At 66.1% G+C, this 15665-nt stretch carries 15 protein-coding genes and 3 pseudogenes; 8 read left to right on the top strand and 10 right to left on the bottom strand.

Going from position 1 to position 15665, the window contains the following annotated elements; genetic code table 11:
* Positions 1 to 136: 136 nt before the first annotated feature.
* The 3 genes from K6I33_RS00275 to K6I33_RS00265 form a co-directional block, all read right to left on the bottom strand.
* On the bottom strand, positions 137 to 2083 hold the full coding sequence (locus K6I33_RS00275) for an amino acid transporter (protein WP_229346930.1): 1947 nt from the start codon (positions 2081 to 2083) through the stop codon (positions 137 to 139).
* Positions 2084 to 3657: 1574 nt separating this feature from the next.
* Positions 3658 to 4317, bottom strand: coding sequence for a hypothetical protein (locus K6I33_RS36505; protein WP_229346928.1), 660 nt, complete (start codon positions 4315 to 4317; stop codon positions 3658 to 3660).
* A gap of 34 nt (positions 4318 to 4351) precedes the next feature.
* On the bottom strand, positions 4352 to 4735 hold the full coding sequence (locus K6I33_RS00265) for a hypothetical protein (protein ID WP_229346927.1): 384 nt from the start codon (positions 4733 to 4735) through the stop codon (positions 4352 to 4354).
* A gap of 876 nt (positions 4736 to 5611) precedes the next feature.
* Between K6I33_RS00265 and K6I33_RS00260 the strand changes: the two genes are divergently transcribed.
* A complete protein-coding gene (locus K6I33_RS00260; protein ID WP_229346924.1) occupies positions 5612 to 6064 on the top strand; it encodes a hypothetical protein in 453 nt (150 codons plus the stop codon).
* Positions 6051 to 6704 (top strand): TetR/AcrR family transcriptional regulator, encoded by a 654-nt coding sequence (locus K6I33_RS00255; protein ID WP_308297006.1) that lies wholly within the window; start codon positions 6051 to 6053, stop codon positions 6702 to 6704. Before K6I33_RS00260 ends, K6I33_RS00255 begins: the two co-directional genes overlap by 14 nt.
* A gap of 217 nt (positions 6705 to 6921) precedes the next feature.
* Here K6I33_RS00255 and K6I33_RS00250 read toward each other — a convergent pair.
* Positions 6922 to 7400: pseudogene (locus K6I33_RS00250) on the bottom strand (transposase); the annotation flags it as partial.
* A gap of 445 nt (positions 7401 to 7845) precedes the next feature.
* On the opposite strand from K6I33_RS00250, the gene K6I33_RS00245 reads away from it, so the two are divergent.
* Positions 7846 to 9084, top strand: coding sequence for a HEAT repeat domain-containing protein (locus tag K6I33_RS00245; protein ID WP_229346920.1), 1239 nt, complete (start codon positions 7846 to 7848; stop codon positions 9082 to 9084).
* A 75-nt stretch (positions 9085 to 9159) separates the two neighbouring features.
* On the opposite strand, the gene K6I33_RS00240 is transcribed toward K6I33_RS00245, so the two are convergent.
* Positions 9160 to 9591 (bottom strand): hypothetical protein, encoded by a 432-nt coding sequence (locus tag K6I33_RS00240; RefSeq protein ID WP_229346919.1) that lies wholly within the window; start codon positions 9589 to 9591, stop codon positions 9160 to 9162.
* Between the two features lie 77 nt (positions 9592 to 9668).
* On the opposite strand from K6I33_RS00240, the gene K6I33_RS00235 reads away from it, so the two are divergent.
* Positions 9669 to 10043 (top strand): hypothetical protein, encoded by a 375-nt coding sequence (locus K6I33_RS00235; RefSeq protein ID WP_229346918.1) that lies wholly within the window; start codon positions 9669 to 9671, stop codon positions 10041 to 10043.
* Positions 10044 to 10087: 44 nt separating this feature from the next.
* Here K6I33_RS00235 and K6I33_RS00230 read toward each other — a convergent pair whose 3' ends face one another.
* Positions 10088 to 10468, bottom strand: a complete 381-nt coding sequence (locus tag K6I33_RS00230; protein ID WP_229346916.1) for a nuclear transport factor 2 family protein — start codon at positions 10466 to 10468, stop codon at positions 10088 to 10090.
* A 138-nt stretch (positions 10469 to 10606) separates the two neighbouring features.
* Here K6I33_RS00230 and K6I33_RS00225 point away from each other — a divergent pair, with 138 nt between their 5' ends.
* Positions 10607 to 11533: a helix-turn-helix transcriptional regulator gene (locus K6I33_RS00225; protein WP_229346914.1), complete on the top strand. Its 927-nt coding sequence runs from the start codon at positions 10607 to 10609 to the stop codon at positions 11531 to 11533.
* A gap of 110 nt (positions 11534 to 11643) precedes the next feature.
* Here K6I33_RS00225 and K6I33_RS00220 read toward each other — a convergent pair whose 3' ends face one another.
* A complete protein-coding gene (locus tag K6I33_RS00220) occupies positions 11644 to 12126 on the bottom strand; it encodes an RICIN domain-containing protein (protein WP_374282761.1) in 483 nt (160 codons plus the stop codon).
* A gap of 160 nt (positions 12127 to 12286) precedes the next feature.
* Here K6I33_RS00220 and K6I33_RS36500 point away from each other — a divergent pair.
* Positions 12287 to 12486: pseudogene (locus K6I33_RS36500) on the top strand (phosphomethylpyrimidine synthase ThiC); the annotation flags it as partial.
* 224 nt (positions 12487 to 12710) lie between these two features.
* Here the strand turns inward: K6I33_RS36500 and K6I33_RS00210 are convergent.
* Positions 12711 to 12914, bottom strand: a complete 204-nt coding sequence (locus K6I33_RS00210; protein WP_229346909.1) for a hypothetical protein — start codon at positions 12912 to 12914, stop codon at positions 12711 to 12713.
* A 38-nt stretch (positions 12915 to 12952) separates the two neighbouring features.
* The gene (locus tag K6I33_RS00205) at positions 12953 to 13231 is read right to left on the bottom strand and encodes a hypothetical protein (protein WP_229346905.1); all 279 of its coding nucleotides are present in this window, start codon (positions 13229 to 13231) and stop codon (positions 12953 to 12955) included.
* Between the two features lie 282 nt (positions 13232 to 13513).
* Here K6I33_RS00205 and K6I33_RS00200 point away from each other — a divergent pair, with 282 nt between their 5' ends.
* On the top strand, positions 13514 to 14221 hold the full coding sequence (locus tag K6I33_RS00200) for a hypothetical protein (protein WP_229346904.1): 708 nt from the start codon (positions 13514 to 13516) through the stop codon (positions 14219 to 14221).
* A gap of 47 nt (positions 14222 to 14268) precedes the next feature.
* On the opposite strand, the gene K6I33_RS00195 is transcribed toward K6I33_RS00200, so the two are convergent.
* Complete coding sequence (locus K6I33_RS00195) at positions 14269 to 14775, bottom strand: hypothetical protein (RefSeq protein WP_229346903.1); 507 nt, start codon at positions 14773 to 14775, stop codon at positions 14269 to 14271.
* A gap of 270 nt (positions 14776 to 15045) precedes the next feature.
* Here K6I33_RS00195 and K6I33_RS36180 point away from each other — a divergent pair.
* Positions 15046 to 15114 (top strand): annotated as a pseudogene (locus K6I33_RS36180) (NUDIX hydrolase); the annotation flags it as partial.
* Positions 15115 to 15665: the final 551 nt, after the last annotated feature.

The following is a 15665-nucleotide window of genomic DNA, read 5'->3' as shown; positions in this document are numbered from 1 at the left end:
GGGCCTGGGGCGGGATTGGCCTCTGGGGAACCCGGGCATCGAGCTGGTCCGGCTGTTGCGGAACCAGCGCGGGGCAGTCGTCGCCCGCGCGGTGCGTGCGCTCGCTGTGGTTCCGGTCGGCACGGTGGACGGCTGGTCAGCCGACGTGGACGCGGGGGCGGAGGTCGCGGTCCGGTTCGGCCTCGCGCAGGATCTCGCGGGTGACCGGAGCGACCTCACCCTGGCCGAAGAGGAAGAAGCGGACGAAGTTGGTGAACGGGTTGCCCTCGGTCCACTCGAAGAAGACGTGGGGGCGGGTGCCGGTGAGGTCGCGGGAGTGGAGGAGGAAGGCCGCGAGGGCGTTGGGGACGGACGAGCTCTCCATCGTGAGGACGCGGTAGCGGCCGTGCATGATCTCGCCGCGTACCGTCAGGCCGGCCTCGAACTCGGAGGGGTCGGTCACCGTGACCTCGACGAAGACGAAGTCCTCGGTGGTGGGGATGTCGTTGTCGGCCCGGATCTGCTCGATCTTCTCGCGGTATTCGGTGGCGTCGCGCTCGTCGGGTTCGTTGGCTATGAAGCGCGGCGTGCGGTGGGATATATCGCGAATGAACCGCTCGGCCATCTCGTCGAGTTCCACATGCGTGACGCGGAGCTCGAAGGCGCGGCCGAGGCGGGAGAGGAGGGAGACGAGGAGGATGCCGGCGGTGAAGCAGGCACCGATCTTCACGCCGTCCGGGCGCTCGATCACATTGAGGACGGTGGTGTAGAGGAAGACGGCCGAGATGACGCCGAAGCCGATGGTCCAGCCGCGCTGGCCGGCCTTGCGGGCGGCGATGGTGACGGCGATGGCGGCGGAGCAGATGAGGACGAGGACACCGGTGGCGTAGGCGCCGCCCTGGGCCTCGACGTCGGCGTCGAAGATCCAGGTGACGAGGAAGGCGACGAGGGTGAAGACGATCACCATGGGGCGCACGGCGCGGGCCCAGTGCGGGGCCATGCCGTACTTGGGCAGGTAGCGCGGCATCAGGTTGAGCAGACCGGCCATGGCGGAGGCACCCGCGAACCACAGGATGAGGATGGTCGAGACGTCGTAGACCGTGCCGAAGGCGTTGCCCAGGTACTCGTGCGCCAGGTAGGCGAGCGCGCGGCCGTTGGCATTGCCGCCGGACTCGAACTCCTTGCGCGGGATGAGCACGGTGGTGATGAAGCTGGTCGTGATCAGGAAGGCGCTCATGATGAGCGCGGCGGTCGTGAGCAGCTTCTTGGTGCCGCGAACCCGCCCGGCGGGCCTGTCCTCGGTGTCGTCCGGGGCGCCCTTGACGTGCGGCATCACGGCCACGCCGGTCTCGAAGCCGGACAGGCCGAGCGCCAGTTTCGGGAAGACGATCAGGGCGACGCCGGTCATGACGAAGACGTTGCCGTGCTCGGTGGTGAGGGCGGCGGTCCAGTCGGTGACGACGTGGCCTTCGGTGAGGACGTGCCACAGGCCGGTGACCACGACCACCGCGTTGAGTGCGAGGTAGACCGTGACCAGGACGACGGCGACGCCGATCGCCTCCAGGAAGCCCTTGAGGAACACCGCGCCGAGCAGCGCGATGAGGATCAGGGTGATCAGCACCTGCTTGTCGTGCAGGGCCCCTTCCAGATTGGGGTTCTCCACCAGGTGGGTGGAGGCGTCCGCGGCCGACAGCGTGATCGTGATCAGGAAGTCGGTCGCGGCGAAGCCCAGCAGAGTGAGGACGAACAGCTTGCCCTTCCAGAAGGACAGCAGCCGCGACAGCATCGCGATCGAACCCTCGCCGTGCGGGCTCTCCTCGGCCACGCGCCGGTAGACGGGCAGCGCGCCGGCCAGGGTCACGATCACGAGCACGATCGTCGCGACGGGGGAGAGGAGACCGGCGGCCAGGGCGGCGATGCCCGGCTGGTAGCCGAGTGTCGAGAAATAGTCGACACCGGTCAGGCACATCACCCGGTACCAGGGCTGACCCTTGTGTTCGGGCGCCGGGGCGGCCTGCGAAGGACGGCCCTTGCCCATGTCGGAGAGCCCCTCCAGCATCCACCCCCGCAGACGACTCGTGTGCGTGTCGGTCGGGGTGGCCATGTGGTGCTCCTGGTGCTCTGCTGGGGTGGAAATTCGGCCATCGTGTGGACAGCCGAGCCAGCGTAAGCAGTGAATTCCTGGCCCTGCCCGTGACGGGCGTCAGGAAAACGTCAAGATATGGCGTGTGGGGCATAGCCGGGGCGGTTCGGGCCCAGGGTGCTTGGCGGCCGGATCCGTGCATCACGGCGCGGCAGCACATCAAAGCCGACGGCCTCCTCCCTTATGTGCCTCGCCTTACGTGCCTCGCAAGAGTCCACCGGTGACGGGGGTGACTGCTCCGCCTGTGGATGATCGGGCTGTGGCGCCCTGGAGCGCCGTGAGGGATGTGGCCCTCGAGGAGTATCCGAACGAAATCAGCGGTAGCGGAGTGATCTTGTTTGGAGGACCGGGCAGCGGCCCACGGGGACCAGGCCGCCCGAGCGACTGTCGCCGCTACCGCCGATCTCATCCGCGCCGCGATGGGCCAGAAACACCTGAACCGGTGTGCAGAGCCCGGCATGAGGGGGGCGGATCCTGTGAGGAACCTCACCCCAAGTGTGATATGCGTGACGTTCTGTCGGGGAACCGGAAGTGGCTTTCCCGCGTTACGGGTGGCCCTCTCCATGGCAAACATCGAGCTAGCCGGGTCCGTTGACGTTTCGTCGCACTGTGTCAGGTGCTGAGGTGGCACGGGGTGCCCGTATCCCGGTGTGACAACCGGAGTTGACGCACCGGCGGATGTTGTCTCATGCCGGTACGGTTATGCCCATCGATCCGCCCCTGGGGCCCAGGACGTCTCGTGAGCCTCCGCGGAGTCCACGAAGGACGTGGACCCATCAGGGGAGGAGCCCAATGGCACAGACGGAAGCGCCGGCGCCGGAGGGGCACTGCCGATGCTGCAGCAAGAGGGGCCGGCCGTACAGGTGGGCCCGCTGGCTGGGGCCGGTCTACATGGTCTACAAGATCGTGCGAGACCAGTGGTCCTGAACGTGCGAAGTGCCCCGGCCTAAAAGGCCGGGGCCACGCTGCAGACGGTGTGCTGAGAGAAGGCCTCACCTGGTTGCTTGGCCGGCACGGGGTGGGGCCTTCGTCATGCCCGAATGCATTGCTGCGGCGTACACAATCGCCCCAGACGTGATGCCGGTCACACTTTTTGCGTCGGCACGTTCTCCATCTTGCCTTGTCCTGCGTGGGGGGCGCGACAAGGGCACCCCAATCGGTCTGGACTTGCCGTACGGGAATCTGCAACTCGCCAGCTCATGACACCCCGCCGCATGGCAGTGTGACTCGGATCACGCCAGGATTAGTAAGGCGATCCATAAGCAACCGGGCATGCATTGATCGGGTCTGACCGACTGTTTACGGACTCGCGCAGGCGTGCGAGCGTCTCTGAGTAAAAGAGCGCACAAAAGTCGACACCTGCAGCCACTCGTGCGAGCGAGAGTCAACCTCTCGACGGCAGGGATTTGGGCAGGTGTTCGAGGTGTTGTGTCGCCCGCCCTGCCCGTGCTTGGACCCTGGTGAGGCTCCGGGCGTGTCCGTGTCCTGCCCTGGGTGGAGGTGCTCGGTCGGCCGTTTCCCGTGCGGCGCTGGAGCTACTTGATCTTGAGCTTGGTGAGGGCCGTGGTCCAGTCCGTGGCGATGGCCTGCTGGGCGTCGCGGAGCTGCACCTGTCCGGAGCAGATTGCCGAGTGGAGCTTTGTCTCTACCTGGTCCTTGGGGTTGTTCGGGCCGCCGCCGGGCTGGTGCCCGGGGGAAGGTGGCTCGACCCAGAGGTTGCGCGGGTCGTTGGGGTCGCCGCCGAGCTCGAGGCTGACAAGGTGGTCGTACTCGGCGTCGTGCAGGGAGTCCTTGTCGCTGTAGGAGGCCGCGTTCGCGATCTTCTCCGGGCCGGTGACCGCGACCGGCGGGCGTATGCCCTTGGTGTACCCGGACGGGCGGCAGATCGTCTGCGCAAGGTTCGACTGCGTGACGGCCGGGCTCACAGCGCCAGGCGTGCACCCCGGGTCCGGCAGCGGCTCCTTCGCCGGGGTATAGCGGTAGTGGCACGTGCCCGGGGCGGGCTGCTCCTGCACCGTGTACCGGGCCTGCGGCCCCGGTCCCGTCGGTATGTTCCCGTCGCTTGCCACTGCGGCGTGGTCGGCGGGCTGCAGGTTCGTTTCTGCGGATGTGGCGGCGCTGGATGCCGGGCTGCTGGAGCAGCCGGCCAAGGCGAGTACGGCAAGCGCGGCTGCCGGGATGTGACGACGGAGCATGGGTCCCCCTGTGGCATGACTGGTGCTGACGAAGCTATCCGTCCCGCCTCACCGGACACGTGTCCGAATATGGATCTTGCACTGGGTTTGGCCCGAACTTTGATCCGGCTTGGTGCCTGAGCCCCGAGGAGGTCTGCTGCGCTCGGGTGGACCAGTAGGCGTCCGGCCACCGCTTTCCATCAGGGCTGAACTCGACCTCGGCCTTGTCGGCCGCGTCGGGCGGCAGTGAGAAGGCGTACTTGCCGACGGCTTCCTTGCCGGGCAGGACGTAGCCGGTGATGACCTTCTGGAGTCCGCTTCCGTCGATCACCAGCTCTGCGGAAGCACCGTTGGCATCGTTGACATGGGGCAGCCCCGGCGATGCGGTCCGAGCCCTTTTCCGTATCCGCTTCCATATCCGCGCAAGCCAGTCCGTCACGGGTGTGTCATCCAGCTCAGTCCGGCGTCTTGATGCCCTTCCTCTGCGACGTTCCTCGAAGTCGCCGACCGGGACCCGTCAACTGTCCGTGTCGATCTGCTCTGTCCGCGAGGGCGCCCCTCGACTCGGGGCCGGTACGAGAGTCGCCCGTTCGTCTCGCGGGCCTGCCAATTGCTCCCCGCCGGTGTGGCCCTCGTACATAGCCGCGAGGACCGCGCGCTGAGTCCGCAGCCTCCTCTGCAACGCGACTGGCCCCGCATGAACGCCTACCTGTCCGCCCCCCCAGCCTGGCACCCCGAGGCGGCAGTCACTACTTGGGGTGATGCGCGAGGCGTCCGGGCATGCGACGGCTCCCTCGCAAGCCGGCGCTCGACGCGCCCACTCTGACGTCCCATGCGGCGAGAGCATCGTGTCGAGCCGTTCAGCATCCGCAGGAGAACCAGCCGAGACAGCAGGCGCTGAGCCGGCTCGGGCGAGAGCTTCGTCCACCACGCCGATGTACCGCATACCGCAGGTCCTCGCCGACCGGCTCTCCCAATGCCTGGCCGGCCAAGCGCGCTAGTGCTGTGACCGTGTTGGTTGGGCGGGTTGCTCGATGTACCGGCCACCACCCGTCCGTACGCGCTGGACAAGCCCTTCACCCGCTGGTCGGTCAGCAAGCTCACCGAACACTTGCGGCGCAATACCGTCCACCCCGTCCGGATCCCGCGTACAGCATGTCCAATGGCGCCGACTCCCACGCGAGGCCCTCGAAAGCCTCGGAAGTCGCACGTCTCTTCGATCGCCCGAAAGGTGGCCACTCCCTTGGCGGGCTCGCGGGGCAGGCGCTCTCGCCCAGCTATTGACCGCATGGTCAATAGGGATAGTATTGACCGCATGGTCAATAGAGTGGAAAGAGATGAGCGCGAGTCGGCATCACTCGTGTCCTTATCGCTCGCAGGGGTGAAGCGACTGGTAGCCGCCTACGTGGTAGTGGCCTTGGGTACGTTGGTGGCCCTGGCCGTCCTGTCGACGACGGCACCGCATCTGGCGACCGACGAGGCATGGGGTCACGCCGTGATCGTCGCCATGTTCGCGATCGTGCTGCCCCTGCGGACGCGCGCCGCACTCAAGGGGAGTCCCACCGGTCTTCGTGCGCTCACCATCATTGGGTGTGTCCTGCTGGTGGTGAATCTCGTCGAGGCCGCGCTGCCCGGCGCCTTCCCTGCATGGATGCGCGTAGAGATGCTCGTTATCGCTGCGATGATGCTGCTCCTTGCGGCCCTGTCAGTCCGGGTTCGCCGGAACCGTCAGTCAGTCGCCGACGACCGCATCAATGGTTCACAGTGAAGGTATGGCTACTTCGTCCTCACAAACCACAAGGTCGGGTGCGCGTCGGCAGCGACTCGACGAGAACCAGCGCCGGACGCAGATCATGACCGCGGCCATGGAGGAACTCGCCAACTGCGGATACGACGGCCTGTCGTTGACTCGCGTCGCCGAGCGTGCCGGCGTTTCCAAGGGCCTGATCTGGCATTACTTCGCCGACAAGGACGACCTGATGGAGTCCACGGCCAAAGCGACCATGACAACCATCCGCGACCGAATCGCGGACTCGCTCGACCTGACCGACCCTGTCCCGGACATCATCCGAGCGGCCCTGCGCCAAGTGGCGGCTTTGACCGTCACCCACCAGGGAGAACTCACCGCACTCAACCGCATCGTTCACAACCTGCGTCACCCCGATGGCACGCCGCGCCTGACGCCTGAAGACCACGAAGAGACCTACCAGGCACAGGAGTCATTGTTCCGACGCGGCCAGGCCGAGGGCACCCTCCGCGACTTCGACACGCGCGTGATGGCCATCACCTACCAAGGCGCGATCGACATGATGCTCGGATACCTCGGAACCAGCCACCCCCACATCGACCCTGACGACTACGCCGACAAACTTGCGGACATCTTGCTCGCCGGGATCCAGCGAAGCTGACTGCGGTGACGCAACCCCAGGCTCGCCGAGCCACCTACGGTAGCCCCTTGAAATAGATCATGTAGTGCTACGACCGCGTAGGTTCGTCGGGTTGAGTGGTCAGGTATTGATGAAGCGGGCCGCCCGCCCCAGCGGATGCCTTTCTCGCTGCGCATACGCGCGCGTTCGCGTCATTGTGCTGCGAGGGTGTCAGGGGGCGGGCGTTCTGATTACGCCAGGTCGGATGGATGCCGAGCGGGCCGAACTCGTCGAAGGCGAACGTTCGGTCCGGCCGTTCGTTGACTGAGTCCTCGATGCGGTCCAGCTTGGCGTCGAAGGCCGCATCCGGGGACTCCTGCCAGCTTTTCGTGCGCTGGAAGGAGGCGCCCTGGCGGACGAGCACGCGGCGAAGGGCTTCGGGCCGATCCGGACGGGGCGGACGGGATTGCGCCGCAGGTGTTCGGTGAGCTTGCGGATCGACCAGCGGGTGAAGGGCTTGCCCAGCGTGGACGGACGGGTGGTGGCCGTCTGGACGACGAAGTCCTCCTCATCACGGTCGAGCAGGCGGGGACGGTCTCCCGCCCACCGAGGGTCCAAACAGGCCAGCACCGTCTCGTCGAACCGGTGGATCACGTCCCGGACGGTGTCCTCGTCGGCCTGGACCGGACACGCGATGACCGGCACGCTGGTCCCGTTGGCCGAGGCCGGCAGCATCATCGCCCGCCGACACCGCACCGCACTCGTGGTGCGGTGCCGCACGATCCGCTGCAGACTCTGCCCCTCCTGCCCGGTCAGCCTGCGGACCCTGACGGGTGGTGATACCCCGCCCCGTGCTGATCGAAGACGCTCTCCCCCCCCAGCACAACGAACAACCCGGCCAACCAATACGGTCACAGCACTAGCTAGACCGATCCCGCACCCGGTGGGTCAGCTGCCCGCCCGGCCCGGCTCGGGCACGTGGGCCTTGGTTGCACCTCGTGGGGACGTTGCATGAACCAGTCGTCGTTTAACCAGTAGGGCCCTGCGAAGGGAGAGGGGATGATGGTCTGATGGGCTCTGATTCCATGACGGTGACCTCGCCGCCGCTCGCGACCTGCTGTCGCGGGAACAGCCGTATCCATCCCCATCCCCTATCCGAAGGGTTTCTCCACTCCCTGTGCGCATGACCTCCTCCGATGAGTCGCTCCTCACGGCCGTTCGTATCGGTGACACCAAGGCAGTGGCCGCCCTGCTCCAGGAGGAGTACGGCACCACTCACGCGCGCGGCCCGCACGTCACAGCCGCCCTGCGCCTTGCTGCGGATGCCCTTGACCACCAGGTCCTCGATGTCTTGCTGAAGCTGGCCGATCTCGACGCGCTGGACCTGGACGGCATCGACGCCGACGGCCGCACGCCCCTGTTGCGCGCCGTCGAGCGCGGCGCCTACGACATCGCCACCACCCTGCACTTCGCCGGGGCCGACCCCCGGGTCAAGGACCGAGAGGGTCGCGACGCGCTCGCGCTCGCCCGCCACTGGCACGCGACCGGCACCGAAGCGGGGGTCTGCCGACGGACCGTGCGCGACGGCAACGGCGAGCTCTGCCGCGAGCTGGTGACCGGCGAGCAGGTCATCCGTGACGGCCACACCGCGATCCTCACCCACCTGGAATGGTGCTGCGAAATCGCCACGCCCTTCGCCGAACTGCTGGACCGCGCCATGGCCGAGCCCGAGGTCGACCACCCGGTGTGGGGAGCGGCCGCCGTCGCGGCCGCCGGACGCAAGGGTCTGGCACTGACGCCCGTCTGGGACGCCGCGGCCGCTCTTCGGCACCATCCCGATCCGCTGGCGCGCTACTTCGGCGCGGACGTGCTGCGCTGCGTCAACCTCTACGACGACAGCGGCGAGGACGAGGAGTCCCCCTTCGACACCCCGCTCGTCGACCTCTTTCTCCCCTGGGTGGAGCAGGAGGAGGACCCCCGCGTGATGCGGCCCCTCGCCGCCGGCCTGGCCGGCGCCATGGATTCCCGGGCCGAGAAGCTGCTACCGGCCCTCGCCCGGCACGCCGACGCCCAGGTCCGGTCCTGGGCGGTCGGCGGCCTGCACTGGCAGGTCCAGCAGTCAGACGCCGATGCCCTGGCCGCCGTTCTGGCCTGTACCCGGGACGCGGACGCCCGGGTGCGGGAAGGCGCCTGCCGGGCCCTCCTGCGGGCCCGGGCCGACGACCCAGCTCCTGGCGACGCCTTGGCCACTTGCCTCTCCGACTCGGAGGAGGCCGTACGAGTCACCGCCGCGGTGCAACTGGCCCTGCGCGGCGACCACCGAGGTGACGCACTGCTGGACGCCCTCGACGGCACCGTCGACCGGACGTCGCCGTACTACTGGCCGCTGCACGATGTGTGGCGGCACCGCCGAAACCAGTGAGCCGGGCCTCGTGTGTCCGTTGCCTCCTCCCGGCGGATGGCGAGACGGGCCCGCTTCCGTTAGGTACTCATCTGGCTACCGGGCCCGTCGATGCGTTCCCTCCACAGGTGACGGCCGTAGCCTCGGCATACCCGGCCACGTCGCCCAGCGCAGCGTCGCGGCGGTCTCGGGCGGTAGCAGCCCCGCGCCGATGAGGGCTGCCCGGCCTGCCTGCTGTCCGGCAATCTTGTAGCCGAGTTCGGAGGAGTCCACTTCGTGGAAGCTGCCGTCGGTGACCAGCACAGCGGCGGTGACCCCGTCGAGGCCCTCCCGCAGGCCCTCCCGCAACGACGGGAGGTACTCCGAGGGCAGTCGGCTCTCCGGCAGCAGGCTGAGCAACTCCAGCCCGCCGCCGGGACCCGGCGGCTCGAAGTCCGCCACGATGTGCGCGTACGGCCCACAGGCACCCACATTCAGCTTCACGCGGACGCAGACGCCAGGCACGGGGACGGGAAGACAACTGCTCATGACGGTCACCGTAGAAGGGGCCACGACCAGCAGGCCGGCGAGTTTCGGAAGTGGACCGATGTCGCTAGGGTCGCCCCATGGTGAAGCCGGTGCTGCAAGCGAGGACCTGGAACGGAGACCGTTGGGACGACCCGTCCGAGGACACGCTGTTCGATCTGCTGAGTGAGATGAATCTGCGCCACCGCTTCGTGATCGTTGAACGCCTGGACTCGGAGCCCAACGGCCAGCACTACATGCAGGTCCATCTGAACGACGACATGAGTTGTCAGATCGAGTTCCGGGAGGGCGGACCGGAAACCCACTTCCAGGCACGGGTGGACGGACCGTTCGATCTGTATGGCCACGAGACAGTGGCCCGGGTGCTCCAGGACTGGGCCTTCGGGCGCCCGAGGTGGCGGAATGCCCTGCCCTGGGTTCCGTGGCCCGCGCAGGCCGGCCCTCTGCAGATGTAACCGCGGCCCCGCCCGGAGGGCTGACTGCTCGTGGGCCGGGCTGATCAGGCGATGCCGAGCGGGTTGAGGAGGGTGAAGCGCCAGCCGCCGCCGGCATCTCGGCGGGCGATGTTGGCCGTGGTGCCGGTAGGGGCGATCCGTTCGCCGCCGGGGCCGTCGATCTCCAGGGTCCAGTCGGTGACCAGGAGGGCGGTTTCCGCGCCGACGAGCGTGTGCCGCTTGACGTTCGTCAGCCTGCCGCGGGCGGCGACGGTTCCGCCGATCTCCGCACGCAGCGCCTCGGCGCCGGCGATGTACTCGCCGGCCACCGTGCGCATGCCCGCACCCGGGGCGAACAGGGCCAGCACACCGTCGACATCACCGGCGTTCAGGGCGTCCTGGAACAGAATCGGCAGCGTCGCGGGGTCGGTGACAACAGGGAACATGGTGAAAGGTCCTCACTTCACGAAGGAATGGTGGTGACGGCTTCCCGGCGCGGTGCCTGGCGTGGCGCTCGCCGTTCGGCCGTGACTCCACGATGCCCCCGCAGCCGCCCTCCGGACGAGGTAGGGTCGGGACCCGAGATGGTCAAAAGTGGACAGCGCGACGTCATCGACATCGCCTACGACAACCCCGACCGGTTGCACACCGGCATCGAAGTGCTGACCTTCGACGCGTTGAAGCAGCGCCTGAAAGGCTCGGTTGCCCGTCGGCCGAGCCGCCTCGACTTCCACCAGGTCATGCTCGTGCGCGGCGGCGAGGGCACCGCGATGGTCGATTTCGTCACGCACCCGTGCGCCCGCGGCACACTCCTGCACCTGCGACCCGGCCAGGTGCAACGCCTGCCCTCCGGCCCGAACGGCCACCTTGCGGACCTCGACGCCATCCTGCTGCTGTTCACCGCCGACTTCCCGCCGCCCCTGCCCGCGACCCACGAGGTACTCGACGGACTCGGCGGCCCCGTCGCACGGCATCTGCCGCCCGACGAGTTCGACGCCTTCAACCGCGCCGTGACGGAGATGGACACGGAATACAGGGCACTGCGAGATGAGCAGACCTCCGACGCAGCGGCGCCCGCCGACACCAACGCCGAACTGACCAGAGCACTGCTGCGCCAGCTCCTCGGTGCACTCCTGATCCGCATGGCGCGCCTCGCCCACCCGACCGGACACCCCGCCCTCGCCACGCCCGGCACCGAGATCTACCTCGCCTTCCGGCGCGAGCTGGAACACTCCTTCGCCACCACCCGCTCCGTCGAGGACTACGCCGCACGGCTCGGCTGCTCCCCGCGAACCCTGACACGCGCTTGCCTGGCCGCCACCGGCCGCAGCGCCAAGCAGCTCACCGACGCCCGCGTCGCCCTGCAAGCGCAGCGGCTGCTCGCCCACACCGACCTGCCCGTGGCCACGATCGGCCGCACGCTCGGCTTCACCGAGGCCACCAACTTCGGCAAGTTCTTCGCCCGCGAGACCGGCCGCCCACCAGGCGACTTCCGCCACACCCAGCGGTGAGAGAAGAAGGGTGAGGATGGCCAGTAGTCCGGCAACCACACGGCATGCCGCCCGCGCGCACCATGGGCGGGCGGCGACCAGGTGAGGCCCGACGGCCGTTCAAGCAGTGGTTACACGCGCTCCATCCGCCACTTCTGGGCCACGGTGTCATTGAACGTGTACTGTTGCACGTTGGCGCTGTTGCCCTTGGAGGCGCCGGTGACGTCCATGGCCTTGCCACTGCGGACGTTGCTGATCACGAAGATGCCGTTGCCGATCGGGGTGACCCACCAGCGCTGGTGGGAGCCGTCGTTGCTCTCCCACTGCTGGATGTTCGCGGTGTCCTGCAGGGCTTGCCCGGCGACCTCCAGGGCCTTTCCGCTCGCCTTGGAGGCGATCCGGTATTCGCCGGTGACGTTGTACGCCGGGTTGCCGGGCGCGTAGTCGCGGCGTACGGGCGTGAAGGTCCACTGCTGGTTCGGCCCGCCGTGGCGGGTGTACTGGCCGACGTTCGCGCCGTTCTCGCTCTCCTTGCCCAGAACGTCCAGCACCTTGTCGCTGCCGATGTTGGTGAGGATGTACGTGCCTTCCTCGACAGGCAGGTTGCGGATCACCTGTGCGGCATCGGAGCCGAGAGGGAAGAGGCGTATGGAGACCGTGCGATTCTTCAGCGCCGGGCCCAGCTTGGTGCGTGACTCGCCCACGATGTTCCCCAGGCCGTCGATCTCCCGCGTGTCCTTCTCGGCGATCGACCGGAGCTCGCCCCGCGGGCCCACCTGCGCGGCGAAGCCCTTGAAGTCGGCCTCGACATGCAGGGCCACGCTCTGTTCGTGAAAATTAGCAGAAGCATCACAGAACGATTCGGTGCCGATGCGGATGAATCAGCCTCTTCCGAGGAGGTCGAGGCCGGGATGCTCCAGAAGTCCAAGGAGTTCGCGGCTGCGGGCAACAGGGTCTACCCGCCGATGGCCGAGTGGATATTCGAGAGTCGGATGCGCGGAGCGCTCGCTGTCGTCGGACGGCGGGCGCTCCATGGCATTATGAACACGCACGTTGAGCTGGCTCAGGCATTTGAGGATTACCAGGCGGGTCGGCTGGGGACCATCCCAGCGGCCTGATGGCCTTATCGAATACCTTCGCCGCGCACTAGAATTGGCTGGCTGCAATCCGCTACAGCCAGCCGGAGCAACCCTGTGCGCTACTGGTCGTAGGAAACGACCTTTTTCCGCTCTGTGTCAATCCTGAGCTTTCCGTTTATTAGCTCATGGATAGCGTCCTCCTCGATGTCTATTTCAAGTACAGACTGCCCGGGGCCGCTCAGCACTTTAACCTTGGCGTCCTTTGCGGGGCGGGCTACTGAAACGACGCGCCCGGAAATGTCGTGCACGATGGATGCTCTCACTGTTGCCATTCCTTTTCCCTTTCCGGCTTTGCCTCGCCCTACAGTGACTCGACCTGCGCAAGTACGTGGACGCTGCAGGAGTTGAAGGGCGCGTTGTTCTGCATGTAAATCTTGTAGGCGCTCGTCCCGTCGACGTGCTGGAATGATTCACCCTGTGTAAGGGTTGCGTGCCCCAAAGGATTGGGCACCCCTTCACCGGTTCCAGGGAACACGACAATGCTGAAAACAACTGATTCGTTTTGGCTCCAGCCGTGAACAAACCAATTGGTCGAGCTGTTGGCCGCTATTGTGTCCCATCCCAGGTCAATGACTGCCATTTCTTGCTCCTATTTTCGGCGGCAACATCATCTGTGGAGCGTCTTTTGTTGGCTGGCTTCGCAGTCGTAGTTCTCTAACTTCATCATGACCCCGAGGAGTGCAGGGCGCCACTCGGCCGTTTCGGGGTGGGTGAAGCCTTCAATTGTTTAGCCTTCAGCCAGGCTGTCGTGACCGGCGCGACGGACTCGCTGTCTTGATCGACTGGTCTCGCATCCCCGTCCGGGCGATCGTGGATGTGAGGGACTTGTTCGCTGATGGTTGCCTGACACGAGGTGGTGGGAGTGTCCGATAACGGTAATCCTGCTGGTAATGGGCGGAGTGCGGGCTCCACTAGCGATCAGCCTACGGGGGTTTACATAGCCCTCGGAATCATGGGAGTGGTAGTGGGCCTTGGTGGCCTGCTGTTTTACTCGATGACCTTGCACAAGTCTCTTTCTGAGCAGTGGCGAATATTCGGCATTGGCCTTGGTGTTTCGGCTGCGGCGGCCACTGTGGGTGGACTTGCTGGCTTCCTCTTTGGAATCCCTCGTAGGCGCGAGGGGGATGGCAGCCCAGTCGGTCAAGGGGGAGCTGCCGGGGGTCATATAAGCGGCTACCTGCCCAACACGAATCTAGAGCAGGTATCGGACTGGTTCACGAAAATGCTCGTAGGTATTGGGCTGGTTGAATTCGGGCGCATGGGTGTGCCGGCGGGGCGGCTGGTCGGTGCAGTGGGTAAATGCCTTGGAGGTAGTAGCGAAGCGAGAGTTGTAGCCGCCTGCCTCCTGGTCCTTTTTCTGATACTGGGTTTTATGGTCAGCTATTTGTGGACGGCGACTAACGTAATGATGGCTTTGAGGGCAGCGAATGCCGAGGGTTTGGTTGCTGCGCTTAGCGATAAGGTGGTTGAAAATGACCGACTGACTGAGAGGGTTGTTGAGCAGCTTGCTGAGCGAGAGGTGAGGGCTCGCGGTGATGCTCAAGACCGACCGCGGCCTGGTGACGGTTGAGGTCCTGGCCTAGGGGTGAGGTCCTCGAAATTCCGTGGCGGCGCCTTCTAGCCTTGGCTGTAGCCCTTAGGTATTTCTCCTGCGTACTTGAAGACGCGCAGGAAAGAGAAGCGGCTGGCCTGGTGAACCTCCGCGGTATAAATAAACCTGTGAGTATGGCCGTTGATTTCTATGTAGAATTCATCCCTCGCCATGTCGGCGGGCGACCATTTGACGGCGCGTTCCGCATCCGCGTATCCGTTGCGAACGTCTGGAGGGTAATTGGAACTTGCGGCCAGCCAGACGGTTTCCAGTGTGCGGCTGGGTGGAATTGGTTGTTGGCGATGCTGATTGTTGTTCTTTCGCGCCCCTAGAGGCTCCAAGATAGGAGCGTACCCGCGACCGAAAAATACCCATTTCTTTTTCATTTTGATCCTGGCTTTCTGGCTGGCGCGTGTAGATGTGTTGATGCATCCATTGTGGATGCCTCGGCAAATGTGCGCCTGTCGATGCCGGGTGCTGTCATGGGCGTTCTGTAAATGACTCAAGGTGATGAGCCGATACTTATAGTCCACCGGCTGGGGCTTCTCTCGCCTGGCCGAGCCTGCGAAGCCGCCTCGAACCCGTCGTCGTGCATCACGCACCCCGCGTTGCTCGGGGTGGTCTGTGCGGCGGGGACGTCTCACTTGGGCTTGCACGAGAGGCGGATCAGCAGCACGCCTCCGTTGATCGTTGAAGAACAGACAGTCGGCTGACGCACGAGGGCGGGCCATGCAGAGCTCGTGCCCCCCGCGCTGCCCTGCCCTCTGGGATGCTGGTGGGCGACGGCGAGAGCGGTAACACACATGCAGTGGAAGACCCACGGCGAACGGCAGATATACACAAATCCCTGGGTGAACCTGTGCCTAGTGGATCGGCCGTGAAGAGACGTGAAGAGAACGGACATCGCTGACGCCGGCGGACGTGTGACGGTTGAGGGCGTGGGTGTCGTCGGTGGGCTTGGATGCGAGGAACTGGGGGGTAAATGAGTTCCGGTGCCAGGACGGCGCCGAGGCCGGTGTCCTGCCCGGCTTCGGAGGATCCGAGCAGTGTCGCGGCCAGGTAGCGGGCGACGACGGGTGAGTACGTGGAAGCCGTCGTGATAGGTGCCGGTGGCGAAGACGAGACCGGACAGGGAGCAGGCGCCCAGGAAGGGGAAGCAGTCCAGCGGGGTGGGGCGGGCGCCTGACATCAGGTGCTGGACGCGGCTGAAGGCCAGGGTGTGGTCGATCTGCTCGCACGCCTCGCGCATGAGGGTGTGGGTGGAGCCGAGCTCGGGTCCGGTGATGCGCTTGGGGCAGCTCGGCGTCGGCGGCGCCGCGCTCGCAACTCAAGCGCGGTGGAACGCGCTTGTGGGGAGACTTGTCAAGCTCCGTTTTTCTGTCAGGCCGGACCAGCTCCTGATCATCTTCTGGCCATTTCCCTG

The sequence above is a fragment of the Streptomyces sp. UNOB3_S3 genome (assembly GCF_020740895.1).
Lineage (GTDB): Bacteria > Actinomycetota > Actinomycetes > Streptomycetales > Streptomycetaceae > Streptomyces.
This window is presented reverse-complemented; position numbering and strand designations above follow the sequence as displayed.